Consider the following 21,831-nt stretch of genomic DNA (forward strand, 5'->3'; position numbering starts at 1 on the left):
CTTAGTAGCTGAAACTGAAAAGGGCGGGCACGCAAGCGCGCCCGCCCGAATATGCGCAGGGATTACTTAATCCAGCCGCGTTCCTTGTAGTACTTCAGAGCGCCCGGATGGATCGGAGCCGAGAGACCGGCGGTGACCATTTCCTCGGGCTTCAGATGCGCGAAGGCCGGGTGCAGCTTCTTGAACTCGTCGAAGTTGTCGAAGACCGACTTCACCAGCGCATAGACGACATCATCGGGCTCGTCGGCCGAGGTCACGAGGGTCGCGCGCACGCCGAAGGTCTTCGTGTCGTCGGGGTTGCCGCGATACATGCCGCCGGGGATCGTCGCGGTGGCGTAGTACGGATTGTCGGCGACCAGCTTGTCGACCGCGTCGCCCGTGACGTTCACGAGGTTCGCGTCGCAGGAGGTGGTCGCTTCCTGGATCGAACCGGAGGGGTGACCCACGGTGTAGACCATCGCGTCGATCTGGTTGTCGCAGAGCGCTTTCGACTGCTCGGCGGCCTTCAGCTCGGTCGCGAGCGCGAAGTCCGAGGTTTTCCAGCCCATCGCATCCATCAGCACTTCCATCGTGCCGCGCTGACCCGAGCCGGGGTTGCCGATGTTCACGCGCTTGCCCTTGAGGTCTTGGAAGTTCTTGATGCCGCTATCGGCACGCGCGACGACGGTGAAGGGCTCGGGGTGGATCGAGAACACGGCGCGCAGCTTCTCGAACGGACCCTGATCGGAGAACTTCGAGTCGCCCTTGTAGGCGTGGTACTGCCAATCCGACTGGGCGATGCCGAAGTCCAGCTCGCCCGAACGGATGGTGTTGATGTTGTAGACCGAACCGCCGGTGGACTCGACCGAGCAACGGACGCCGGTTTCCTTGTGGCTCTTGTTCATCAGGCGGCAGATCGCGCCGCCGGTCGGGTAGTAGACGCCGGTGACGCCGCCGGTCCCGATGGTGATGAAGGTCTCGTCGGCTGCGTTCGCCGCGGGCGCCATCAGCGCGCCGGCGACGGCCGCGACGGCCCCGAGTTTGAAGAACTGTTTCATGTAGTCACTCCCGTTGATCGTTTTTGGGTGTCGGTTCAGTGGTACGGTCCGCCTCGGTCAGCGTGCATAGACTTCGTCGAGAAGCCTGTTGCGCCGTTCGACCTCGGCGATCCGTTCGGTTGCGCGGGGTCCCGCGCGCTTCGCCACCAGCGCCAGAATTGCTTCGAGCAAGAACAGCGTGGCGACGTAACTCGTGTAGAAATGCGGGCTGTCGGTGGGCACGATGAAGGTCTCATCGGCCGCGTGCAGCGCCGGACAGCTGCGGCTGTCGGTAATCAGCGTGACATGGGCGCCCTGTTCATGGGCATGGATCGCGCTGCGGATGGTGGAGCGCGCGAAGGGCGGCTTGGTGATCACCAGAACCGCGTCGCGCTCGTCGAGCCCGGCGAGCGTCGCGCCCAGCGACGAGCCAGCGCGGGCGCCCAGCTCCCAGTTGTCGCCTAGGAAATTGGCGATATAGGCGGTGTATTCCGCAATCCCCGTCGAACCTAGCGCGCCTAGCAGCACCACCCGGCGGGCGGCGGCGATCTTGTCGGCCACGGCCTCGAGCCGTCCCGGTTCGATCGCGGCGGTCAGGGCCGCGATATTGTCCTGCGTGGCCGCGGCATACCGGTTGAGGAAGCTGTCCTGCGGATCGGCTGCGTCCTTCTGCAGCCGGTCGGCGCGGTCCGCGAAGGGTGAAACACGGCGACCGATCTGGTCGCGCATGGTCTCGCGCAGCTCTTCGAAATTCTCGTATTCGAGCGCATGGGCGAGGCGGGTGAAGGTCGCGGGCGCAAGGTTCGACTCGCTCGCCAGCATACGCAGCGAGCGCGTGGCGATGCTCACCGGATTGTCCGCGATATAGTCGCCCGCCTCACGCAAACGCGTGGACAGGCTGCCATATTGCGCAGCCAATCGCTGTTCGAAACTGCCGGACAATGCTCCTCCCCAGGTTCCATCACCAGTTATCGCGTCGCGGTGACCGTTTCATTTGTTTCATATATTGTCAATGCGTAAAACATATGTTTCATGGGGTGATCAGCGACCCTCACGCAATCTTGTCCCGAAGGAGGGACCGATATGAGCCATGTATTCCCGCGCCACACGAAGTCCACTGCGCCCTTGGCAGTAAAGGGCGACGGTATCTACATCCTCGACGCCGAGGGCAAGCGGTATCTCGATGGCTCGGGCGGTGCGGCCGTGTCCTGTCTCGGTCACTCTGACGCGGACGTGATTGCCGCGATCAAGGATCAGATCGACAATATCGCCTTCGCGCATACCGGTTTCTTCTCCTCCGAACCCGCCGAGCGGCTTGCCGATCGCCTCATCGCTCACGCGCCGGGGAGCTTGGATCGCGTCTACTTCACATCCGGGGGGTCGGAGGCGGTGGAAAGCGCGCTGAAGATGGCGCGGCAATATTTCGTCGAGAAGGGCGAGCCGAGCCGGTCGCATTTCATCGCGCGCCGCCAGTCCTATCATGGCAACACGCTGGGCGCGCTGGCCGCTGGCGGCAACGCGTGGCGCCGCGAGAAGTTCAACCCGCTGCTGATCGATGTGAGCCACATCGCGCCCGTGCATGAATACCGCTGGCGCGAGGACGGCGAGACCGCCGAGGAATACGGTCTGCGCGTCGCCAACGAGCTGGAGGCCGAAATTCAGCGTCTCGGTGCGGAGAACGTGATCGGCTTCATCGCCGAGCCGGTCGTGGGCGCCACGATGGGCGCGGTGCCGCCGGTAAAGGGCTATTTCAAGCGTATCCGCGAAATCTGCGATCAATACGGCATCCTGCTGATCCTCGACGAGGTGATGTGCGGGATGGGCCGGACCGGTACGTTGTTCGCCTGCGAGCAGGACGGGATCGCGCCCGATATCGTCACCATCGCGAAGGGGCTCGGCGCGGGCTATCAGCCCATCGGGGCGGCGATCTGCACGTCCGAGATTTATGACGCCTTCGTCAACGGCTCGGGCTTCTTCCAGCACGGACATACCTATATCGGCCACCCGACCGCGACCGCCGCGGGCGATGCCGTGGTCAAGAAGCTGACCGAGGGTGGCATGGTCGCGCGGGCGGCGCAGCAGGGCGAAGTGCTCGACGCGGCTTTGCGCGAGGCGTTCGGCCAGCATCCCCATATTGGCGACATCCGTGGGCGCGGCATGTTCCGCGGGCTGGAAATCGTGGCCGACCGCGCCACGAAAGAGCCGATGGACCCGGCGAAGGCCGTCAACAAGAAGCTCAAGGCTGCGGCTTTCGAGGCGGGGCTCGTCTGCTACCCGATGGGCGGCACGATCGACGGCCAGCGCGGCGACCACATTCTGCTCGCGCCGCCCTTCATCATCTCCGACGACCAGATCGGCGAATTGGTGGACAAGCTCGGCACCGCGATCCGCGAGGTTCTCGGGTGAGCCTGCCGCGTATCATGGTCGCGCCGAACGGGGCGACCAAGACCAAGACCGACCATCCGGCGCTGCCGGTCTCGCTCGACGAAATCACGCAGACTGCGCTCGCCTGCCGCGACGCCGGGGCAGGGGCGCTGCATCTGCACCTGCGCGACGATGCGGGCGGGCACCTGCTCGATAGTGGAGCCTATGCCGAGGCGTTGGCCCATCTGCGTCCGCGCTTGGGCGACATGGCGATCCAGATCACCACCGAGGCTGCGGGGCGCTACGCGCCGGGCCACCAGCGCTACGTGGCTCTGAACTCGGGCGCTCATATGGTCTCTGTCTCGGCGCGCGAGATGCTGCGCGATCATGAATTGCTGGCGATGAAGTTCTACGAGGAGGCGGCAGAGCGCGGGATCGCGATCCAACATATCCTCTATTCCCGCGAGGATGCCGAGGCGCTGGCGCGCGTTCTGCCCGATCGTTTGCTGCGCGATCCGGCACTGCAACTGATCTTCGTGATGGGCCGTTATGTCGCGGGGCAAGTCTCGACGCCTGAGATGCTCGACCCGTTCCTCGACTGGATGCAAGCCGAGGCGATCACCCCCGACTGGGCGATTTGCGCCTTCGGCCGGGGCGAGACCGCCTGCCTGAGAAACGCGCTCGCCAAGGGGGGCAAGGCGCGGGTCGGGTTCGAGAATTCGCTGGTGATGGAAGACGGGACGACCGCACCCGACAACGCCGCGCGTGTGGCCGAGATCGCAGCTCTTTAGTCGAGCGTCGAATGCCCTTTCTCGGGGCAGTCGGCGAGGTCGGAGCGCTCTTCGTCGGGCAATTGCCGGGCGATCTCACGCAAGGCGCTGCGCAGCCCTTCCTCCATCACCGGATGATAGAAGGGCATCGCCAGCATGTCGTAGGTGCTCATCTCCGACTGGATCGCGAGGCCGAAGAGATGCGCGAAATGCTCGCCCTCGGGCAGCGCCATCTCGCAGCCCAGGAGCTTGCCGCTTCCCGGCTCGGCATAGATGCGGATCAGGCCATGCGCCTCTTCGGCCAGCCGGGCGCGCGATTGCGTCGCGAAATTGGCGTGTCCGATCAAGATGTCCTTCCCCTCCAGATCCGCGAAGCTCTGCCCGACACGCACCGCGTTGGGCGCGCAGAAGGCGATGGCCATCGAGGCCCGGCGGCGATAGCGGCGTGGACTTTCGGCCAAGGCGTTGCGCCCCGCGATATGCCCTTCGTCCGCAGCTTCGTGCAGGATCGGGCGGACCGCGTTTGCGTCGCCCGCCATGAAGACCGGCAGATCGCCGATCTGCGTGGAAGAGGCGTCGACCTCGGGCATCCCGTGATCGTCGAGCGGCACGCCGAGCGTCTCTAGCCCGAGCCCCGCGATATTGGGGCGGCGTCCCATCGCGGCGAGCACGGCGTCGGCCTCGAATTCTGCGCCGCCTGCGCCTTTCACGATCAAACTGCCCGCATTGCCTTCGGAAATCTCAGCCGGTGCACCCAGATGCAGCGGCAGTTCCGCCGCGATGGCGTCGCGCAGGAGTGCAGCGACTTCCGGGTCGGTCATGCCAGCCACGCTTTCCAACGCATCGAAGCCCGCGACCTCGATACCCATCCGCGCCATCGCCTGTGCGAGTTCCACGCCGATCGCGCCCATGCCGATCACCGCGATCCGCTTTGGCAGGTCGTCGCGGTCGAACAGCGTGTCGGTGGTAAAGATACGATCGCCGAAGGTTTTCCACGGCCCCGGCAGCACTGGCGACGAACCGGTCGCGAGGATGATCGCGTCGGCGGTCACTTCCCCGTGCCCCTCGATCTCGATCCGGTTCGGCCCGAGGAGCCTCGCGCGGCCCGAGATCGCCTTTTCGCCGAGTTTCTCGGGCACCGCGCGCGGCGATTTGGTGAAGTCGTCGCGCATCCGTTTCATTCGCGCCATCACGTCGGGCACGCGGATGCGCAGCGTCTCGGCGCCGGAAATCCCGAAGGCCTCGAAATCGTGGCGACGGTGGAAGGCGTTGGCGGCTTCGATCAGCGCCTTGGAAGGCATGCAGCCGCTTTCGGCGCAGGTCGTGCCCCAATGGCCGTCATTGATGATGAGGAAGTCATCTGTCGCATGGCGCACCTCGCGCAAGGCGGACAACCCGGCCGAGCCGGAGCCGATTATGACGACGCGCGCATGTTGTGACATGAAACCTCCGCTGAACTGTCGCGAACCGAACCGCCTAGCGAGCTATACGTTCCAAGCCTTTGCGCGGTAAAGTCTGCGCCTGAGCTGGCACCCGAAGGCGGCGCATCGCCACGATCTGCCCCAACGCGCGATGCGGTGCGATGGTGCGGAAGATGTCGCGGATCATCCGCGCGTCGGCGGCGACACCGGCGCGCCAGTTGCCAAGCTTTGCGGATTTCATCGGGCTGTCGACGCCGGGCCACGCGACGACGGCGATCCGGGCGCGCGCGCCGATCCACAGGCGGTTCATGAACACCTCCAGCCCGAAGCGGGGAAGGGCGTTGAGAGCCTCCAGTCGCGTGCCCAGCATCTCGCGCGGGATCACACGCTCGCCCGAGATGTAATCGAGCCCGATCACCCGCCAGATGCGCGGCGCGTTGCGGCGCAGGCTGATCGTGACATCGGCCTCCCCATTCGCCACCGGCGCGATCAGCGCGCCCAGATCGGAATGGGTCAGCCCCAGCAGATCGCTGTCGAGCAGCATCAGGTGAGTGCCCGCGGCTTCTGCGATCCCCGCGGCCACGGCCGCCGTCTTGCCTCCGTTCTGTGTCTGGCGCAGCACCCGCAGATGCGGATGGGCGGCGCGATACCCCTCGGCGATTTCGGCGGTGCCGTCGCTCGAGCCGTCGTCGATCACGATCACCTCGGCGATCTGCGGATGGCCCAGCACGCGCTCCAGCACCGCGCCGATCCGCGGGGCTTCGTTATAGGCGGGCAGAATGCAACTGATCTTCGTCATGAGTGCGACCTCTTGCGGCGATAGAACCAGATCGTGGCGCCGAGCGCGATCACGACGAGCAGGATCAGCGAGCCCGTCGACAGCCAGCTGTCGATCTTGCCGATATGCGAGCCGAGCCAATAGCCGAGTGCCACGAAAGCCAGCGATTTCGGGATCGTGGCGATCAGATTGGTCAGCATGAACACCCAAAAATTCATCCGCGCGACCCCGGCTGCGACCAGCACCGGCGCGCCAGCCGAATGGGTCAGCTTGCCGAAGACCAGCGTCTTGATCCCCTTGCTCTGGAAGTGCCGCGCCGCGCTCACGAGCCGCGCGCGGCTCAGGCCCAGCCTGTCGCGCCATTTCTTGGGCATCCGGTTCAGCCCCCATCGGCCAAGCGAATAGAGCCCCAGATCGCCGACGAGATCGGCAAGGATCACGATGATCGCAACCGACCAGACGGAGAACAGGTTCTGGCTGGCAAGCCACGCCGCGATCACGGTCACGATCGGCCCTTCGAGTACCGCAATCGGCGCGATTACGGCCAAGCCGTATTTCGCCATCAATGCGGAGATCGTCTCCAAGCCGAACATAAGGTTACTCCGTGACGGGGGTGTCGCGGCGCGCCACGTCCCGATGGGTCATGTCATTGCCGCGCCACGTGAAATCGCGCCCGAACCATGTCATCAGCCAAAGCGCGGGCAGCATCGCGTCGCGGATCGCGAACCCTGCGATGTCGCGTGCGGAGGCGGGCCAGCCCGCGATCCGCGCCAGCAGCACCTCGGCACCGTACCACAGCGCAACCAGAAGCGGCAGCGCGATCCAAGGCATCGCGCCCAAAGCGGCGAGGGCAAGCGCGGCGAGGAAGGGCAGGAAAGGGCCCTGCGCGATCTCTGCGGCGAAGATCATCACGAAGCCGTCGCGACGCACCTTGGACCAGCGCAGCTGGCGGTCCCAGACCGTGCGAGCCGCGCGCCTCCCGATCGGTTGCGCGAAGAGGTGCCGCGTCAGCCGCACCTTCAGCCCCTGACGGCGCACGAGTTTCGTAGAGGCCACGTCCTCGGCCATGTTGCGCCCGAGCGCCGCGAAGCCGCCGCCTGCCATAAGGATGTCGCGCCGCCAGAACAGCGATTTGCCCTGAGCGAAGCCCAGCCCGATCATGTCGGCCGCTACCTGCCAGCGCGCCTGATTGGTGTTGAGGAACGCTGCCTCGACGGCGCCCCAGAGATTGCCTGGACGCTCGGCCACCGGCGGAGCGGAGACCAGCCCCGTGCCGGGCCGCCATTCCGCCACCAACCGTTTCAGATAATCGCGCGGCAAAAGCAGATTGCTATCGGCCATCGCGAGCCACTCAGCGTCGGTCGCGGACAGACCCTTGTGCAGGTTGTTCAGCTTCGGATTGCCCGACACCGCGTCGAGCCCAGTCAGAAGCCGCGCACGCACATGCGGGTTCTCTTCGATCAGGCGACGGACCAGCGCGCAGGCCGGGTCGTGCTCGGACGGCGCGCAGAATATTACCTCGTAATCCGGATAGTCGAGTTCGAAGGACGAGCCCAGCGTCTCCGCGTCGAACGGGTCGACCCCGCAGACCGGGCGCATCAGCGCGATGAAAGGCAGGTCGTCGGGCACCGGCTTCGGTGGTCGGGATTCGCGCCACGCGGTCATCGCGGCGCTGAGAAGATGCGCCGTTAGAGTGATGCCCAGAAGGGCTGCAAGGAAGAGCAGAACGATCGTCATGCACGAACCTTTGCGACGGCGGGGCGGGTGCCGGTCTCGGTGACCGCAGCGGGCTCCGCGCCCCATTGAAGAAGTTGCAATGCGCCTGAACTATCCTCGGCCAAGGCGGTCAGGCTGTCCACCCAGTCGCCGCAATTCGCGTAGGTCATTCCGCCGACCTCGCGCAGCGCGGGCTTGTGCGAGTGGCCGCAGATGATCCCGTCGACCCCGGCCTCGGAGGCCAGCGCGATCAGCCGATGCTCGTAACCCGAGCCACGTGCGATCAGGTGGTTAATCCCCTCGATCGCGAGCTGGATCAACGTGCGCTCTGTCTCGGAAACGTCACGGCGGCGGCGCAACCAGGCATCGATGCCGCGGAACAGCGCGTCCATCCGGCTTCCGAAACGGGTCATCGCGTGCCAGCGCAGGATGCGCGCATCGCATTGATCGCCATGCACGATAAGGTAGCGCTGCCCGTCCGCGCCGACATGGAGTGCCGTCTCGGCCAGCTCAAAGCTGAGGAAGTTCATACCCGGCGAGCGTAGTGCCGCATCGTGATTGCCGGGCAGGTAGACGATACGCGTTCCGGCCTCGGCATGGGCCTCGAGGGTCTCGATGATCTCGGCATGGATATCCCCCCACTGCACGGGGCCACCATGCCAGAGGTCGAGGATATCGCCGACGAGGTAGATCGCGTCGGCCCGGACGCTTTGCAGAAAGTCGAGTATCGGGCCGGGGCTGCACCCGCGCGAGCCAAGGTGAAAATCCGAGAGGAAGAGGCTGCGGTAGTGGTGCTTGTTGTGATGGCGCGATCGGCTCATGTCACATCTCCGGTGGATCGGCGGGGAGAGGCAGGCACCCGGCGCCTGCGCAGAGAAGCGATGCGGAGACAGTCCGGAAAATGGCAGACTGCAATTTATGGGCCATAGGATCCTTCCGCTCTTTGCTGCGCTGCCCATCGCCTTCCGACGTGACATCGATGTGACGGCTACGTGAACCTGTTATGTCACCTAGAGGCAGCTGTGCGGTGATCAACCATAAGGGTGTGAAATACCAAGCAACTTCCGGTGAGCGCACGATATCTTGCGGTTTGTTTCACCCGAAAGCATAGTGGTCGCGGTGACGACGATTGGCGAAGGAGAACGCGATGGCAGGATATCTGACCACCCATGTGCTCGACACGGCGCGGGGATGCCCGGCGGACGGGCTCAAGATCACGCTCTTCGCTCTCAACGGAGACGATCGTGAGGTGCTGGCCGAGATGGTGACGAATGCCGACGGGCGCACCGACTCGCCGATCCTGCCGGCGGAGCGGTTTCGCACCGGGCAGTTCGAACTGGTCTTCGCTGCGGGGGATTATCTGCGGGCGAGCGGGCAGGGAGCGGAAGAGCCGCTGTTTCTCGACGATATCCCGATCCGCTTCGGGATGAATGATGCCGGGGCGCATTACCACGTGCCGCTGCTGCTCTCGCCCTACGGCTACTCGACCTATCGCGGCAGCTGAGCCCGGGGCGTCCATCTGCTCGTGATTTGAGCATCCGGACAAAAATCCGGCGGTTCCGCCGCGCCATCGCTTGCGCTCGGCCGTGGCTTCGGAAACTCTGGGCGCAAAACGAGGGACGACGGATGGATTACACTTTTTTTCTGGAATGGGTGCAGTTCGCGGTGCGCTGGCTGCACGTGATCACCGCGATTGCGTGGATCGGGTCGTCCTTCTATTTCATCGCGCTCGATCTGGGGCTGGTGCCCGAACCCGGCGCGCCTGAAGGGGTGCATGGGGCGGCGTGGCAGGTCCATGGCGGCGGCTTCTACCACATCCAGAAATATCTCGTGGCCCCGGCGCAGATGCCCGACCGGCTGACCTGGTTCAAATGGGAAAGCTACATGACGTGGCTTTCGGGCTTCGCGATGCTGATGGTGCTCTACTGGACGCAGGCGCAGTTCTATCTGATTGATCCGCGGGTGATGGAGCTGCCGGTCTGGGGGGCAATTCTGATCTCGATCGGCTCGCTCGCGCTCGGCTGGCTCCTCTACGACCTGATCTGCAAATCGCGTTTCGGCGAAAACAATACCCGGCTCATGCTCGGCCTCTACGTCATTCTCGTCGCGATGGCCTGGGGCTATACGCAGGTCTTCTCGGGCCGCGCGGCGCTGCTGCATTTGGGGGCCTTCACCGCGACGATCATGACCGCAAACGTGTTCCTGATCATCATTCCGAACCAGAAGATCGTAGTGGCCGACCTCGTGGCGGGGCGCACGCCCGATCCGAAATACGGCAAGATCGCCAAGCAGCGTTCGACCCATAACAATTACCTGACGCTGCCGGTCATCTTCCTGATGTTGTCGAACCATTATCCGCTGGCTTTCGCGAGCGCCTATAACTGGCTTATCGCCTCCCTGGTGTTCCTGATGGGGGTGACGATCCGGCACTTCTTCAACACGCACCACGCCCATAAGGGTAAGCCGTGGTGGACCTGGGGCGCCACCGCGGCGTTGTTTATTGCGATCGTATGGCTGTCCTCTATCCCGAAGGCGGATGCCGGGGCGGACACCGAGGACAGCGCCATGTTGACGCCTTTCGAGCAGCGCTTCGCGGCGGCGCCCGGCTTCGACGAAGTGAGCGGTATCGTAATGGGGCGCTGTTCGATGTGTCATGCGAGCGAGCCCGGCTATGAGGGGATTGGCCATGCTCCCAAGAATATCAAGCTCGAGACGCCCCGCGAAATCGCCGCCGCCGCGCGGCAAATCTACGTGCAAGCCGGGCTGACCGACGCGATGCCGCCTGCGAATTTGAGCTACATGGAGCCGCAGGAGCGCGCCGCCATCCGGGCTTGGTTCCGAGCGGGCGAGGCCGGGACGCAAGCGGCAGGTCCAACGGATCGGGCCGAGGCCGAGATCGCGGTTCCCCATCCCGACGCGTCGTGATCGCTGCCGCATATCGACGGGTTCAGGGATCATAGTGATGAGTTAGAAATCCTCCCAATCGTCATCCGTGGGTGGCGGCGGCAAAGCCAAGGCAGTATTGCCTGACACGCTGATAGGCGAAGCAGCATCGCGCAGGGCCGATTTCGGCGGCGCGGAGGCAATGCGCTCCGATTTCTCGGGCGCACGTCGCGGCGCCACAGCAGGTTTGTCCGCAGAGTCGACACGACTCGGGCTGGCACCCGATGCCTCGCCAAGTTTGAATTGTCCCATCGCCTCGCCGAGTTCCACGGCCTCGCGTTCGAGGACCTGGCTAGCGGCGAGGGCCTCTTCGAACATGGCGGCGTTGTGCTGGGTAACCTGATCGAGCTGCGTGACGGCGGAATTGATTTCCGTCAGGCCCGCGCTTTGCTCCTGCGTAGCATTCGCGCTGTCCGCGACATAGGCGAGAAGATCGGAAACGGAGGACTGGATGCCCCCGAGCGCATCGCCCGCTTGGCCCACCAAGCCGACGCCGCGTTTCACCTGTGCTGAGGAGTTCGCGATCAACTCGGCGATCTCGCGTGCAGCGTCAGAGGAGCGCTGCGCGAGCGCACGCACTTCCGACGCGACGACCGCGAAGCCTCGTCCGGCTTCGCCAGCGCGCGCCGCCTCCACCCCGGCGTTCAGAGCGAGCAGGTTGGTCTGAAAGGCGATCTCGTCGATGACGCTGGTGATCCGGCTGATCTGCTCCGAGCTTTGTTCGATTTCCGACATCGCCTGCACGGCTTCGGAAACGACTTGGCCGCTTTCTTCCGCGCTGCGCCGGGCGGTCTCGACAAGGTCATTCGCGCGGCCGGCGGCCTGGGCGGCCGCCTCGACCGAGGCGGTGATCTCGTTGAGCGCGGCGGCGGTCTCCTCGAGCGTGGCGGCCTGCCGTTCGGTGCGCCGCGCCATGTCATCGGAGTTTGACGAAATTTGCCGCGCCTCAGTGCGGATCGATCCGGCGTTGTCGAGCACCTTTCGCATCGCGTCGCGCAAATCGCCGATCGCGCTGTTGAAGTCGTCACGCAATGTCTTGGAATCGCCTTCGAATTCAGCGGTGATCTCGGCCATGAGATCCCCGGCGGAGAGCCCGGCCAAGGCCGATTTCAGGGTCTCGACAATGTGTTGTTGGGCGGCTTGCATCGCGTCGCGTTCTTTCCGGCGGGCGTCAGCCTCCAAATGCTGCTGGGTGCGGTCGCTCGCGAGCACGGTGAACATGACCATCGTGCCGTCCGAATCGAGGATCGGGTTGACCGAGCCTTCGAGCCAGGCCTGGCGGCCGTCGGCACAGCGCAGCATCAGCATACCCGCGAATGGCTGCGGATCGCGCCGGAGAATTTCGCAGACCGGCGTGCCCTCGAAGGTAATCTGGCCGGCTACGGACATCCCGGCCATATCTTCGCGGGGCGCGCCGTAGACTTCGGCAAACGCGTGATTGAGCGTGTCGATCGTTACATCGGGACGTAGGTCCACGCGCAGGAGGTTGGCGTCGATCGCAGAGATCAGCGAGGCATTGCGCCGTTCTTCCGTGGTGTTGCGCCATTGAGAGACATGGCCGATCTTTTCGCCCGCCTCGTCGGTCACGGGGCTGACGAGGCAGAGAAGCGATCCGGCGCGCATTCGGCCTTCGAGGGTGAGGGTGTCGCGTGCCCCGCCGTCGAGCGCTGCGGCCGCGGTCGTCCCCGCTGGCAAAATCTGGTCCGCGCGGGTTCCGACAAGCTTATCGGGGTCGAAACTCGGGTTGTAGGATCGGATTTCTGGCGCGAAGGGGCGCAGCAGATCCGAAGCGGCCTCGTTGGCGAAGGTGATGACGTGATCGTTGCCGGTGAGAATGATCGCGACCGAGGCGCTTTCGAGTGCGGCGCTGTGGACCCGCGCTGCGCGGTTGCGCGATTCGGCGATCGCAAGCTCGGACGCGAAGGTTTGCAGCGCGCGGGCGATCGCGCCGATTTCGTCGTGGCGCTTGGTGGCGGGGATTTCGGCATCGAGCTGCCCCGCGACTACGGAGCGCATCGCCTGCGTCACGCGGGTGAGCGGGCGCGCGATAAGCCAGCGTACGCCGAGCATCGCGCCGCCGAGAATGCCCACAAAAATCAAGGCCGTGAAAGCGAGGTTGCGTATCATGTCCTCGGCAGCGCGCGCGATGGCGGGTGCCGGGCTCCATCGCAGTGCGAGCACGGCGAGCGGGTCGTCTTGCGGGGAAATGCGCAGGGGAATTGCTTCGCTCAGCCCGTCTGCCGATTTCTTCAGGCCCTGCGCCTCAATCGCGTTTTGCGCAAGCGTGACCAAGGCTGGGTCGGCCTCGCCCGCCTTAGCCAGAACGTCGCCGCGCAAGTTGAGCACCAGCGCGGACTGACCGGCGCCGTCGGAGCCCGCGAGCACCGCTTTGACCTCATGAGACGCGTCTGCGATCCGTCCCGTGATCAGCGCATCCGTTACCGAATCACCGAGCATAGGCAGGATCTGGTCGAGCTGCGTCCTCGCGGCCTCGTTGGCGCGGCGATGGTTCGAATTGATCGTGAGCAACGTCATCAGCGCCGCGAACATGATGCCGACGATCGCGATCAGGGCCAGCAATTTGACCATCACGGTGTGCCAGGCGCTTGCACCAGCCTCGGATTTGGACATCTCCGCCTCTTTTTCCACACGGGGGCATTCCCGCAAAATCGCGGACACGCTACGTCCATACCCTTTCGATGCCCTTAACGCGGACCTGCTGCAGGTCAGCATTTGCGCCGCAAGCGCATTTTCCCCGCAGTCAGTGCCCTTGAAGGTCCCCGATGCGGTCACTAAGACTTCTGTAAAGATCACACGCTATGAAGAGCGTCGAACGACCAGGAAGGGCCGAGATGAAAGATCCCCACGAGTTTTACATGAACACGCTGGTGCCGATGGTGGTCGAGCAGACCTCGCGCGGCGAGCGTGCCTACGACATCTACTCGCGCCTGCTGAAGGAGCGCATCATCTTCCTGTCGGGCCCCGTCCATGACGGCATGTCGACGCTGATCTGCGCGCAGCTTCTGTTCCTCGAGGCCGAGAACCCGAAGAAAGAGATCGCGATGTACATCAACTCGCCGGGCGGCGTGGTGACGAGCGGTCTGTCGATCTACGACACGATGCAATACATCAAACCCAAGGTCTCGACGCTGGTGATCGGGCAGGCGGCCTCGATGGGCTCGTTGCTGCTGACCGCGGGCGAAAAGGGGATGCGCTTCTCGCTGCCCAACAGCCGCGTCATGGTCCACCAGCCCTCGGGCGGCTACCAGGGGCAGGCGACCGACATCATGATCCACGCCCGCGAGACCGAGAAGCTCAAGCGTCGCCTGAACGAAATCTACGTCAAGCATACCGGCAACGACTACGAGACCGTCGAAGCCGCGCTCGAGCGCGACAACTTCATGTCCGCCGAGGCCGCGAAGGAGTGGGGCCTGATCGACGAGATCCTTGAAAGCCGGGTCAGCGACGACGGAGAAAAGTGATCCTCCCGCTTAACTTCGGGACGATTTTGACATTGAGGTGACGGTTGGCCTGTCCTAGTCTTGAAGGGACAGGCCAATTCACGAAGCCCGGGGCGGCCCGGGCAGCAGAGGTAAGAGATGGCGAACTCGAACGGCTCCGACAGCAAGAACACGCTTTATTGCTCGTTCTGCGGCAAAAGCCAGCATGAGGTCCGCAAGCTGATCGCGGGTCCGACCGTGTTCATTTGCGACGAATGCGTCGAGCTGTGCATGGACATCATCCGCGAGGAGACGAAATCGGCCGGGCTGAAATCCACCGAAGGCGTGCCGACCCCGCGCGATATCTGCCAGGTGCTCGACGATTACGTGATCGGCCAGGAACATGCCAAGCGCGTGCTCTCGGTCGCGGTGCACAACCACTACAAGCGTCTCAACCACGGCACGAAGACCGACATCGAACTGGCGAAGTCGAACATCCTGCTGATCGGCCCGACGGGCTGCGGCAAGACACTTCTCGCCCAGACGCTGGCGCGCATCCTTGATGTGCCCTTCACGATGGCCGACGCGACGACCCTGACCGAAGCCGGTTATGTGGGCGAGGATGTCGAGAATATCATCCTCAAGCTGCTGCAGGCGTCGGAATACAACGTCGAACGGGCGCAGCGCGGCATCGTCTATATCGACGAGGTCGACAAGATCACCCGCAAGTCGGACAACCCGTCGATAACGCGCGACGTGTCGGGCGAGGGTGTGCAGCAAGCGTTGCTGAAGATCATGGAGGGCACCGTGGCCTCCGTGCCGCCGCAGGGCGGGCGCAAGCATCCGCAGCAGGAATTCCTGCAGGTCGACACGACGAACATCCTGTTCATCTGCGGCGGCGCCTTCGCGGGTCTCGACCGGATCATCGCGCAGCGGGGCAAGGGCTCGGCGATGGGCTTCGGCGCGGACGTAAAGGATAGCGAAGACCGCAATATCGGCGAGCTGTTCAAGGAGCTCGAGCCCGAGGACCTGCTGAAATTCGGCCTGATCCCGGAATTCGTCGGTCGTCTGCCGGTCATCGCGACGCTGACCGATCTCGACGCCGAGGCGCTGGTGACCATCCTGACCGAGCCGAAAAACGCGCTGGTGAAGCAGTATCAGCGTCTCTTCGAGATCGAGGGTGTGTCGCTGACCTTTACCGACGATGCGCTGACCGCCATCGCCAAGAAGGCAATCGAGCGGAAGACAGGTGCACGCGGCCTGCGGTCGATCATGGAAGACATCCTGCTCGACACGATGTTCGAACTGCCGGGCATGGAAGAGGTCGAAGAGGTCGTGGTCAACGAAGAGGCCGTGACCCAGAGCGACGCAAAACCGCTGCTGATCTATGCCGAAGCCAAGAAGGAAGGCAAATCGGCGAGCTGATCGCGACATAAGCAACGATTCAGCAAGGGGCGAGCTTCGGTTCGCCCCTTTGTTTTGCGACATGATTCTTCTCGTGCGGAAGGGTTTGCGCTAGTCCTTGGCGCATTCCCCTCGCAGAAGGGCAAGGACATGAGGCAGAGCTTTGCACCGCTCGCAGCGGGGCAGAACAACAATCTCAACCTGATCCGCCTGATCGCAGCGTCCTGCGTGCTCGTGTCGCATGCTTGGCCGATCAGCCTCGGACCGGGGGCGCTGGAACCGCTCGAGGCCGCGACCGGCTTCAGCCTCGGTGCGCTTGCGGTCTCCGTGTTCTTCGCGATTTCGGGCTTCCTGATCTCGGCGAGCTTCGAGCGTTCTAGCAGCCCATGGCGCTATGTCCGCGCCCGCGTGGCGCGGATTTACCCCGGGTTGATCGTCTCGATCTCGCTGGTCACCTTCGTCATCGGGCCGATTTTCAGCCGACTGTCCCCGGCCGACTACCTCGCCTCGGTCGAGACATGGCTGGCGTGGCTCGGCAATGTGAGTCTCGTCCGGCTCGATTACAATCTGCCTGGTGTTTTCGAGGGCAATCCCTATCCGACGGTTCAGGGCTCGCTGTGGACGCTACCGGTCGAGATACGGCTCTACGTGGTCGTCGCGTTGCTCGGCGTGCTTGGCTTGATGCGCAAGCCGCTCCTGCTGATGACCGCGGTTCTAGTAGGTCTAGCGGGCCTCAGCCAAGCCCCCGCATTCGATTTTCCCGGAGCCTATGCGCTTCGCTCGCTCTGGTATCCGGGGTTGCCCTTTTTCCTCGGCATGGGGGCCTACCTGATGCGTGCGCGCATTCCGGCCTCGCCGGTGGTCGCCCTTCCCCTCGCGGTTCTGGCGGCTATCAGTATGCACGGCCCTCTGGCGTATCCGTCGATGGCACTCGCTGTCTCCTACGCAACGCTCTGGCTGGCGGGGCTGCCTTCGGGAAGGTTGCGCGAGTTCAATCGGGTGGGCGACTACTCCTACGGTATCTATATCTACGCTTTCCCTGTGCAGGGGATGGTCGTGGCGCTCTTGGGCGAGATGGGCCCGCTTTCCAATATCGCCCTCGCAACGCCGATCACCGTCGCGCTCGCGATGCTGTCGTGGCACTGGGTCGAGCGTCCGGCGATGAAAATCCTTCGCCGCGGGCAGATTCCGCAGGCAAATTCTGCTTCGCAGGCGCCTTGAGCCCGCACGGGTACTGGACCTCGACGCCCCAGCGGATATAACAGGCGGGACGCATTGCGGAGGTTGCCCCATGAAGTTTCTGCTTCGAATTCTCACCTGGTGGAACGGCTCGACCGTCGGCACGCAGCTTTTCACCGCGCGCAAGGGCGTGAAAGTTGGCGAGGACGAGCAAGGCAACATCTATTACCGCACCAAGGACGCCAAGCGCCGCTGGGTGATCTATAACGGCGAGAGCGAAGCGAGCCGTATTCCTCCCGACTGGCATGGCTGGATCCACTTCACCTATGATGAGCCGCCGACCGACAAGCCGCTGGCCCATAAGCCATGGGAAAAGCCGCATGAGCAGAACCACACCGGCACCGAAGCGGCCTATGTGCCGCCGGGGTCGATTCGCCTCGCGCACCCGGTCGAGCGCCGCGATTACGAGGCTTGGCAGCCCGAGTAAGGCCACCGCGCTATGAGCGAAAACCGCACCGAGATCATTACCGGCGCGATCGTGCTGGTCGTGGCACTGGGCTTTTTGCTCTGGGCGGGGCGTGGCATGGGAATCGGGGCCGATGGCGGTTCCTATCCGCTGCATGCCTCCTTCCGGTCGATCGGGGGCGTCGTGCCCGGCACCGATGTGCGACTTGCGGGCGTGAAGGTTGGGACGGTGACGGATGTCGCGCTGAACCCCGAGACGTTCTTCGCCGACACCACGATCTCGGTGAAGAAGGGCGTCGCGCTGCCCGAGGATACGGTGATCGCGGTGACGCAAGACGGGCTCTTGGGCGCGAACTATATCGAACTGATCCCTGGCGGAGCGATCGACGATCTCAAGCCGGGCGATGAAATTCTCGACACGCAGAGCGCGGTCTCGATGCTGAACCTGATGCTGAAATTCGCAGGTGGCGGCAGTGGCGACGGCGCAGGGGAGGGGGCGCAATGATCCGCGCTTTGGTTTTGATCGCAGCACTCGTTCCAGGGCTCGCTGTCGCACAGGACTTCACGCAAACGACGCCGGACGACCAGATCCCGCAGGATGAGCCCGCGAAAGGGCTGGCTGACGGTACGGGCGCGATGTTGCGCGGGCTCGACAAGGTGTCGGGCATCGCCTCGGACATCAATCTGAATGTCGGGCAGAGCGTGAAATACGGGTTCATCACGGTAACGCTACGCGAATGCCGCTACCCGGCCGACGATCCGTCCTCCGATGCCTATGCCTATGTGACGGTAACCGAAGAGGACAAGCCACAGCCCGATTTCGCAGGCTGGATGATTGCTTCGAGCCCGGCGCTCTCGGCACTCGATCACCCGCGTTACGACGTCTGGGTCATCCGATGCAAAAGTGACTGAGGCGCGGGGATCGCGCCTGAGGTGAAGTCGCACTCTCGGGGCAGCGCCTGCGCGAGCCGCGCGCGATATTCGTTTCGGGTCACCTCGACCGCGCCCATCGAAGCCAGATGCGGCGTGATGTATTGCGTATCGAGCAAGCAGAACCCCGTCTGACGCAGCCGGTCCACCAGGTAGGCGAGCGCCACTTTCGAGGCATTGGGGCGGCGCGAGAACATGCTCTCTCCGAAGAACGCTCCGCCAAGGGTGATCCCGAAGATGCCGCCCGCGAGTGTTCCATCCTGCCAGACCTCCAGGCTATGCGCGAAGCCTGCGGCGTGGAGCTGATCGTAGAGCGCGAAGAGCGGTCCGTTGATCCATGTCTCGTCGCGGTCGGCACAGCCTTCGACCACGCCGCGAAACGCGGCATTTGTCGAAATACTGTAATCCCCGCGCCGGATGACTTTCGCGAGAGAGCGCGAAATGTGGAATTTGTCCAAGGGGACGATCCCGCGCAAGGCTGGGTCGAACCAGTGAAGCTGCGGATTGTCGCGGCTTTCAGCCATCGGGAAGATGCCCTGCGCATATCCCGCGAGAAGTAGTTCCGCGCTCAGTCTGTCCGTCATTGTCTTGCCCGGTTTTCCCGTTACGCCTAGGCTCGCCAACAAGATGAACCAGAGCGGGGCCGAGCGCAAATATGGGTTTCTACGATTTCCTCCCCGAGATCGATCGATATGCCGAAGATCCCGGTACGGTGGAGCGGATGAACCTGCGCCACAAGATGATCATCAAGCCGCTCGAGCAGGAGATCGCGGGCAAGCGTGTGCTCGATCTGGCGGCGCATGATGGTCGCTGGGCCTATGCCTTCGCCGCTGCGGGAGCCTCGGAAGTGGTGGGAATCGAAGGGCGGCAGGAGCTGATCGACCGCTTCGAGCAGTTCCCCCGCGCGCATCTGCGCGAGAAGGTGAAGCTGATCTGCGACGACATCTTCGACGGAATGCAGAAGCTGATCGACGCGGGCGAGCGCTTCGACGTGGTCGGTGTTCTCGGCATTCTCTACCACGTCATGGACCATTTCCGGCTGTTCCAGCTGGTGCGCCAGCTCGGGCCGGAACTGGTGATCGTGGACAGCGAATTCGCGCAGCGCCCCGGCCCGGTGATCCTGCTGATGCGCGAGCGCACCGATAACGAGCTGAACTCGATCCCGCAGATCGACGGGCAGGAGAAAGCGTTGATCGGAATTCCATCCTTCCCGGCGATGACCGCAATGGCAGATGTGCTCGATTACGACTGCCATTGGCTCGACTGGGAGCAGATCGGACAAGGCCAACGCAGCCATATCGGCGATTACTATCGCCCCAAGGATAAAGACAAAAAGCGCGGCACCTGCCTGCTGACCCCGAAATGAAAAACGCCCCCGAAACCGGGGGCGTTTTCGTCAATGTCGACCCGCTCAGAGGTTTTTCTCGAGCCATTTCTCGAGCCAGTGGATCGAGTAGTTGCCGCTCTGGATGTCTGGCTCTTGCAGGAGCGCGTTGAACAACGGAACTGTCGTATCCACCCCGTCCACGATCAGCTCGCCAAGCGCGCGATGCAGGCGCTGCAGCGCCTCGTGGCGGTCGCGGCCATGCACGATCAGCTTCGCGATGAGGCTGTCGTAATAGGGCGGGATCGAATAGCCGTCATAAAGCGCGCTATCCATCCGCACGCCAAGGCCGCCCGGCGCGTGGTAATGGGTGATCTTGCCGGGGCAGGGAGCGAAGTTCGGCAGCTTCTCGGCGTTGATCCGTACTTCGATCGCGTGACCGCGGATCGACAGCTTGTCCTGATCGAACTCCATCGGCTCGCCGGCGGCAACCTTGATCTGCTGACGCACGAGATCGACGCCGAAGATCGCCTCGGTCACCGGGTGTTCGACTTGAAGGCGGGTGTTCATCTCGATGAAGTAGAACTCGCCATCCTCGTAGAGGAACTCGATCGTGCCGGCGCCGGAATAGCCCATTTCGCCGATTGCGTTGGCGCAGATGCTGCCGATGCGGGCACGCTCTTCTGGCGTGATCGACGGGCCGGGGGCCTCTTCGAGCACCTTTTGGTGGCGGCGCTGGAGGGAGCAGTCGCGCTCGCCCAGATGGACGCCGCGGCCCTTGCCGTCGCCGAAGACCTGCACTTCGATATGGCGCGGCTTCTGAAGGTATTTCTCGATATAGACTTCGTCATTGCCGAAGGCGGCTTTCGCCTCGGAACGCGCGGTGCGGAACGCGACCTCAAGTTCTTCTTCGGACCTCGCGACCTTCATCCCGCGACCGCCGCCGCCGGCGGTGGCCTTGATGATGACCGGATAGCCCATATCGGCCGCGATCTGCTTCGCGGATTCGGTATCGGGAACACCGCCCGCCGAGCCCGGAACGACCGGAATGCCAAGATTTTTCGCGGTTTCCTTCGCGGTGATCTTGTCGCCCATGATGCGAATATGGGCGGCGGACGGGCCGATGAAGGTAATGCCGTGATCCTCGAGCACCTGCACGAAGGCGGCATTCTCGGACAGGAACCCGTAGCCCGGGTGGATCGCCTGAGCGCCGGTGATCTCGCAGGCCGCGACGATGGCGGGCACAGAAAGGTAGGATTGGCTCGAGGAGTTCGGGCCGATGCAGACCGATTCATCGGCCATGCGCACATGCATCGCGTCCGAATCCGCCGTCGAATGGACCGCGACCGAGGCGATCCCCATCTCGCGGCAGGCACGGATCACGCGCAGCGCGATCTCGCCCCGGTTGGCGATCAGGATCTTGTCGAACATACCGGCCCCCTTATTCGACGATCATCAGGGTCGAGCCGTATTCGACCGGCTGACCGTCATCGACGAGGATGCGCTTCACGGTGCCCGACTTCGGGGCGGGGATATGGTTCATGGTTTTCATCGCCTCGACGATCATCAGCGTCTGGCCTTCCTTGACCTGGTCGCCGACCTTCACGAAGGCCGATGCGCCCGGCTCGGGCGAGAGATAGGCGGTGCCCACCATGGGCGAGGCCACGGCGCCGGGGTGATCGGCGGGGTCTTCGACGGGCGCGGATTGCTCTGCGGCCGCGGGGTGGGCAGCCGGGGCAGCAACGGGTGCCGGAGCGGGGGCTGCTGCGGGGGCAGGGGCGGCGGCGTGCACGATATTGGTCTGTTTCGACACCCGCACTTTCAGGCTGTCATCTTGCGCGTAATCGCGGGTCACGGCGATTTCGGTCAGCTCGTTCGCGTTGAGCAGTTCGGCAAGGGCCTGAATGAAGGCCACGTCGTTGTCACGGGTATTTTTGGTCATGCGGTCCTCGAAGGGTGCTTTGAAATGGAGCCCATTCTGCGGGGCTCTTTGATGCTGAGGGCGGTTATACGCGAGGTAACGCGCGGTGAAAAGGCGCATCGGCCGTCCGGTTGTCAGGGGGTCGCGATCTCGTGATTGC

At 63.9% G+C, this 21,831-nt stretch carries 22 protein-coding genes; 11 read left to right on the forward strand and 11 right to left on the reverse strand.

The genetic code is table 11. The features are described from left to right. Positions 1-62: 62 nt before the first annotated feature. Entirely contained in the window at positions 63-1,037 is a 975-nt protein-coding gene (locus DEM26_RS05370; protein ID WP_075776034.1) for a TAXI family TRAP transporter solute-binding subunit, read from the reverse strand. A 57-nt stretch (positions 1,038-1,094) separates the two neighbouring features. Next, positions 1,095-1,958 (reverse strand): MurR/RpiR family transcriptional regulator, encoded by an 864-nt coding sequence (locus DEM26_RS05375; RefSeq protein ID WP_233243028.1) that lies wholly within the window; start codon positions 1,956-1,958, stop codon positions 1,095-1,097. A gap of 141 nt (positions 1,959-2,099) precedes the next feature. Between DEM26_RS05375 and DEM26_RS05380 the strand changes: the two genes are divergently transcribed. Together DEM26_RS05380 and DEM26_RS05385 are read left to right on the forward strand one after the other, a co-directional pair. Continuing rightward, positions 2,100-3,422, forward strand: coding sequence for an aspartate aminotransferase family protein (locus DEM26_RS05380; protein ID WP_109171879.1), 1,323 nt, complete (start codon positions 2,100-2,102; stop codon positions 3,420-3,422). Next, positions 3,419-4,171, forward strand: a complete 753-nt coding sequence (locus DEM26_RS05385; RefSeq protein ID WP_109171880.1) for a 3-keto-5-aminohexanoate cleavage protein — start codon at positions 3,419-3,421, stop codon at positions 4,169-4,171. Before DEM26_RS05380 ends, DEM26_RS05385 begins: the two co-directional genes overlap by 4 nt. Here DEM26_RS05385 and DEM26_RS05390 read toward each other — a convergent pair. The 5 genes from DEM26_RS05390 to DEM26_RS05410 are packed head-to-tail and all read right to left on the reverse strand — an operon-like array spanning position 4,168 to position 8,886. Continuing rightward, positions 4,168-5,592 (reverse strand): dihydrolipoyl dehydrogenase, encoded by a 1,425-nt coding sequence (locus DEM26_RS05390; RefSeq protein WP_109171881.1) that lies wholly within the window; start codon positions 5,590-5,592, stop codon positions 4,168-4,170. The two genes, DEM26_RS05385 and DEM26_RS05390, sit on opposite strands and share 4 nt — an antisense overlap. Before the next feature lie 34 nt (positions 5,593-5,626). Next, positions 5,627-6,370 carry a glycosyltransferase family 2 protein gene (locus tag DEM26_RS05395; protein WP_075776030.1) on the reverse strand — a complete coding sequence of 248 codons (744 nt, stop codon included), beginning with the start codon at positions 6,368-6,370 and terminating at the stop codon, positions 5,627-5,629. Further along, positions 6,367-6,942, reverse strand: a complete 576-nt coding sequence (locus DEM26_RS05400) for a DedA family protein (RefSeq protein ID WP_109171882.1) — start codon at positions 6,940-6,942, stop codon at positions 6,367-6,369. The genes DEM26_RS05395 and DEM26_RS05400 overlap by 4 nt, the downstream gene beginning before the upstream one ends. 4 nt (positions 6,943-6,946) lie before the next feature. Further along, complete coding sequence (locus tag DEM26_RS05405) at positions 6,947-8,086, reverse strand: ceramide glucosyltransferase (RefSeq protein WP_088721856.1); 1,140 nt, start codon at positions 8,084-8,086, stop codon at positions 6,947-6,949. Further along, positions 8,083-8,886 carry a UDP-2,3-diacylglucosamine diphosphatase gene (locus DEM26_RS05410; RefSeq protein ID WP_077701170.1) on the reverse strand — a complete coding sequence of 268 codons (804 nt, stop codon included), beginning with the start codon at positions 8,884-8,886 and terminating at the stop codon, positions 8,083-8,085. Before DEM26_RS05410 ends, DEM26_RS05405 begins: the two co-directional genes overlap by 4 nt. Before the next feature lie 326 nt (positions 8,887-9,212). Between DEM26_RS05410 and uraH the strand changes: the two genes are divergently transcribed. Continuing rightward, positions 9,213-9,569: a hydroxyisourate hydrolase gene (gene uraH, locus DEM26_RS05415; RefSeq protein ID WP_075774354.1), complete on the forward strand. Its 357-nt coding sequence runs from the start codon at positions 9,213-9,215 to the stop codon at positions 9,567-9,569. 122 nt (positions 9,570-9,691) lie between these two features. Next, the gene (locus tag DEM26_RS05420) at positions 9,692-10,990 is read left to right on the forward strand and encodes a urate hydroxylase PuuD (RefSeq protein ID WP_109171883.1); all 1,299 of its coding nucleotides are present in this window, start codon (positions 9,692-9,694) and stop codon (positions 10,988-10,990) included. A 42-nt stretch (positions 10,991-11,032) separates the two neighbouring features. Here the strand turns inward: DEM26_RS05420 and DEM26_RS05425 are convergent, their stop codons facing one another. Continuing rightward, complete coding sequence (locus DEM26_RS05425; protein ID WP_158275084.1) at positions 11,033-13,639, reverse strand: methyl-accepting chemotaxis protein; 2,607 nt, start codon at positions 13,637-13,639, stop codon at positions 11,033-11,035. Between the two features lie 221 nt (positions 13,640-13,860). Here DEM26_RS05425 and DEM26_RS05430 point away from each other — a divergent pair, with 221 nt between their 5' ends. The 6 genes from DEM26_RS05430 (at position 13,861) to DEM26_RS05455 (ending at position 18,408) form a co-directional block, all read left to right on the forward strand. Continuing rightward, positions 13,861-14,490: an ATP-dependent Clp protease proteolytic subunit gene (locus DEM26_RS05430; RefSeq protein ID WP_075774357.1), complete on the forward strand. Its 630-nt coding sequence runs from the start codon at positions 13,861-13,863 to the stop codon at positions 14,488-14,490. 117 nt (positions 14,491-14,607) lie between these two features. Beyond that, on the forward strand, positions 14,608-15,873 hold the full coding sequence (clpX, locus tag DEM26_RS05435) for an ATP-dependent Clp protease ATP-binding subunit ClpX (protein WP_075774358.1): 1,266 nt from the start codon (positions 14,608-14,610) through the stop codon (positions 15,871-15,873). 129 nt (positions 15,874-16,002) lie between these two features. After that, positions 16,003-17,073 carry an acyltransferase family protein gene (locus DEM26_RS05440; protein ID WP_109171885.1) on the forward strand — a complete coding sequence of 357 codons (1,071 nt, stop codon included), beginning with the start codon at positions 16,003-16,005 and terminating at the stop codon, positions 17,071-17,073. A 70-nt stretch (positions 17,074-17,143) separates the two neighbouring features. Then, positions 17,144-17,518: an NADH:ubiquinone oxidoreductase subunit NDUFA12 gene (locus DEM26_RS05445; protein ID WP_075774360.1), complete on the forward strand. Its 375-nt coding sequence runs from the start codon at positions 17,144-17,146 to the stop codon at positions 17,516-17,518. Between the two features lie 12 nt (positions 17,519-17,530). Then, complete coding sequence (gene mlaD / locus DEM26_RS05450; protein WP_109171886.1) at positions 17,531-18,001, forward strand: outer membrane lipid asymmetry maintenance protein MlaD; 471 nt, start codon at positions 17,531-17,533, stop codon at positions 17,999-18,001. Beyond that, positions 17,998-18,408, forward strand: a complete 411-nt coding sequence (locus DEM26_RS05455) for a DUF2155 domain-containing protein (protein ID WP_075774362.1) — start codon at positions 17,998-18,000, stop codon at positions 18,406-18,408. The genes mlaD and DEM26_RS05455 overlap by 4 nt, the downstream gene beginning before the upstream one ends. Here DEM26_RS05455 and aat read toward each other — a convergent pair. Further along, positions 18,372-19,010 carry a leucyl/phenylalanyl-tRNA--protein transferase gene (gene aat / locus DEM26_RS05460; RefSeq protein WP_109171887.1) on the reverse strand — a complete coding sequence of 213 codons (639 nt, stop codon included), beginning with the start codon at positions 19,008-19,010 and terminating at the stop codon, positions 18,372-18,374. The genes DEM26_RS05455 and aat overlap by 37 nt on opposite strands. 71 nt (positions 19,011-19,081) lie before the next feature. Here aat and DEM26_RS05465 point away from each other — a divergent pair, with 71 nt between their 5' ends. After that, positions 19,082-19,792 (forward strand): class I SAM-dependent methyltransferase, encoded by a 711-nt coding sequence (locus tag DEM26_RS05465; RefSeq protein WP_109171888.1) that lies wholly within the window; start codon positions 19,082-19,084, stop codon positions 19,790-19,792. Between the two features lie 45 nt (positions 19,793-19,837). Here DEM26_RS05465 and accC read toward each other — a convergent pair whose 3' ends face one another. Together accC and accB are read right to left on the reverse strand one after the other, a co-directional pair. Beyond that, a complete protein-coding gene (accC, locus tag DEM26_RS05470; protein ID WP_075774365.1) occupies positions 19,838-21,181 on the reverse strand; it encodes an acetyl-CoA carboxylase biotin carboxylase subunit in 1,344 nt (447 codons plus the stop codon). Between the two features lie 10 nt (positions 21,182-21,191). Continuing rightward, entirely contained in the window at positions 21,192-21,692 is a 501-nt protein-coding gene (gene accB, locus DEM26_RS05475; RefSeq protein ID WP_075774721.1) for an acetyl-CoA carboxylase biotin carboxyl carrier protein, read from the reverse strand. Positions 21,693-21,831: the final 139 nt, after the last annotated feature.

Origin of the sequence: Thioclava sp. NG1 (assembly GCF_003122275.1) — a bacterium.
GTDB classification, from domain to species: Bacteria; Pseudomonadota; Alphaproteobacteria; order Rhodobacterales; family Rhodobacteraceae; genus Thioclava; species Thioclava nitratireducens.

Excerpts from the sequence above, each read along its gene's own strand:
- DEM26_RS05395 (WP_075776030.1), bottom strand. The coding sequence starts at position 6,370 with ATGACGAAGATCAGTTGCATTCTGCCCGCCTATAACGAAGCCCCGCGG.
- DEM26_RS05465 (WP_109171888.1), top strand. The coding sequence starts at position 19,082 with ATGGGTTTCTACGATTTCCTCCCCGAGATCGATCGATATGCCGAAGAT.
- DEM26_RS05440 (WP_109171885.1), top strand. The coding sequence starts at position 16,003 with ATGAGGCAGAGCTTTGCACCGCTCGCAGCGGGGCAGAACAACAATCTC.
- DEM26_RS05420 (WP_109171883.1), top strand. The coding sequence starts at position 9,692 with ATGGATTACACTTTTTTTCTGGAATGGGTGCAGTTCGCGGTGCGCTGG.
- mlaD (WP_109171886.1), top strand. The coding sequence starts at position 17,531 with ATGAGCGAAAACCGCACCGAGATCATTACCGGCGCGATCGTGCTGGTC.
- DEM26_RS05410 (WP_077701170.1), bottom strand. The coding sequence starts at position 8,886 with ATGAGCCGATCGCGCCATCACAACAAGCACCACTACCGCAGCCTCTTC.
- DEM26_RS05430 (WP_075774357.1), top strand. The coding sequence starts at position 13,861 with ATGAAAGATCCCCACGAGTTTTACATGAACACGCTGGTGCCGATGGTG.
- uraH (WP_075774354.1), top strand. The coding sequence starts at position 9,213 with ATGGCAGGATATCTGACCACCCATGTGCTCGACACGGCGCGGGGATGC.
- DEM26_RS05370 (WP_075776034.1), bottom strand. The coding sequence starts at position 1,037 with ATGAAACAGTTCTTCAAACTCGGGGCCGTCGCGGCCGTCGCCGGCGCG.
- DEM26_RS05425 (WP_158275084.1), bottom strand. The coding sequence starts at position 13,639 with ATGTCCAAATCCGAGGCTGGTGCAAGCGCCTGGCACACCGTGATGGTC.
- DEM26_RS05405 (WP_088721856.1), bottom strand. The coding sequence starts at position 8,086 with ATGACGATCGTTCTGCTCTTCCTTGCAGCCCTTCTGGGCATCACTCTA.
- accB (WP_075774721.1), bottom strand. The coding sequence starts at position 21,692 with ATGACCAAAAATACCCGTGACAACGACGTGGCCTTCATTCAGGCCCTT.
- accC (WP_075774365.1), bottom strand. The coding sequence starts at position 21,181 with ATGTTCGACAAGATCCTGATCGCCAACCGGGGCGAGATCGCGCTGCGC.
- clpX (WP_075774358.1), top strand. The coding sequence starts at position 14,608 with ATGGCGAACTCGAACGGCTCCGACAGCAAGAACACGCTTTATTGCTCG.
- aat (WP_109171887.1), bottom strand. The coding sequence starts at position 19,010 with ATGACGGACAGACTGAGCGCGGAACTACTTCTCGCGGGATATGCGCAG.
- DEM26_RS05445 (WP_075774360.1), top strand. The coding sequence starts at position 17,144 with ATGAAGTTTCTGCTTCGAATTCTCACCTGGTGGAACGGCTCGACCGTC.
- DEM26_RS05400 (WP_109171882.1), bottom strand. The coding sequence starts at position 6,942 with ATGTTCGGCTTGGAGACGATCTCCGCATTGATGGCGAAATACGGCTTG.
- DEM26_RS05390 (WP_109171881.1), bottom strand. The coding sequence starts at position 5,592 with ATGTCACAACATGCGCGCGTCGTCATAATCGGCTCCGGCTCGGCCGGG.
- DEM26_RS05380 (WP_109171879.1), top strand. The coding sequence starts at position 2,100 with ATGAGCCATGTATTCCCGCGCCACACGAAGTCCACTGCGCCCTTGGCA.
- DEM26_RS05455 (WP_075774362.1), top strand. The coding sequence starts at position 17,998 with ATGATCCGCGCTTTGGTTTTGATCGCAGCACTCGTTCCAGGGCTCGCT.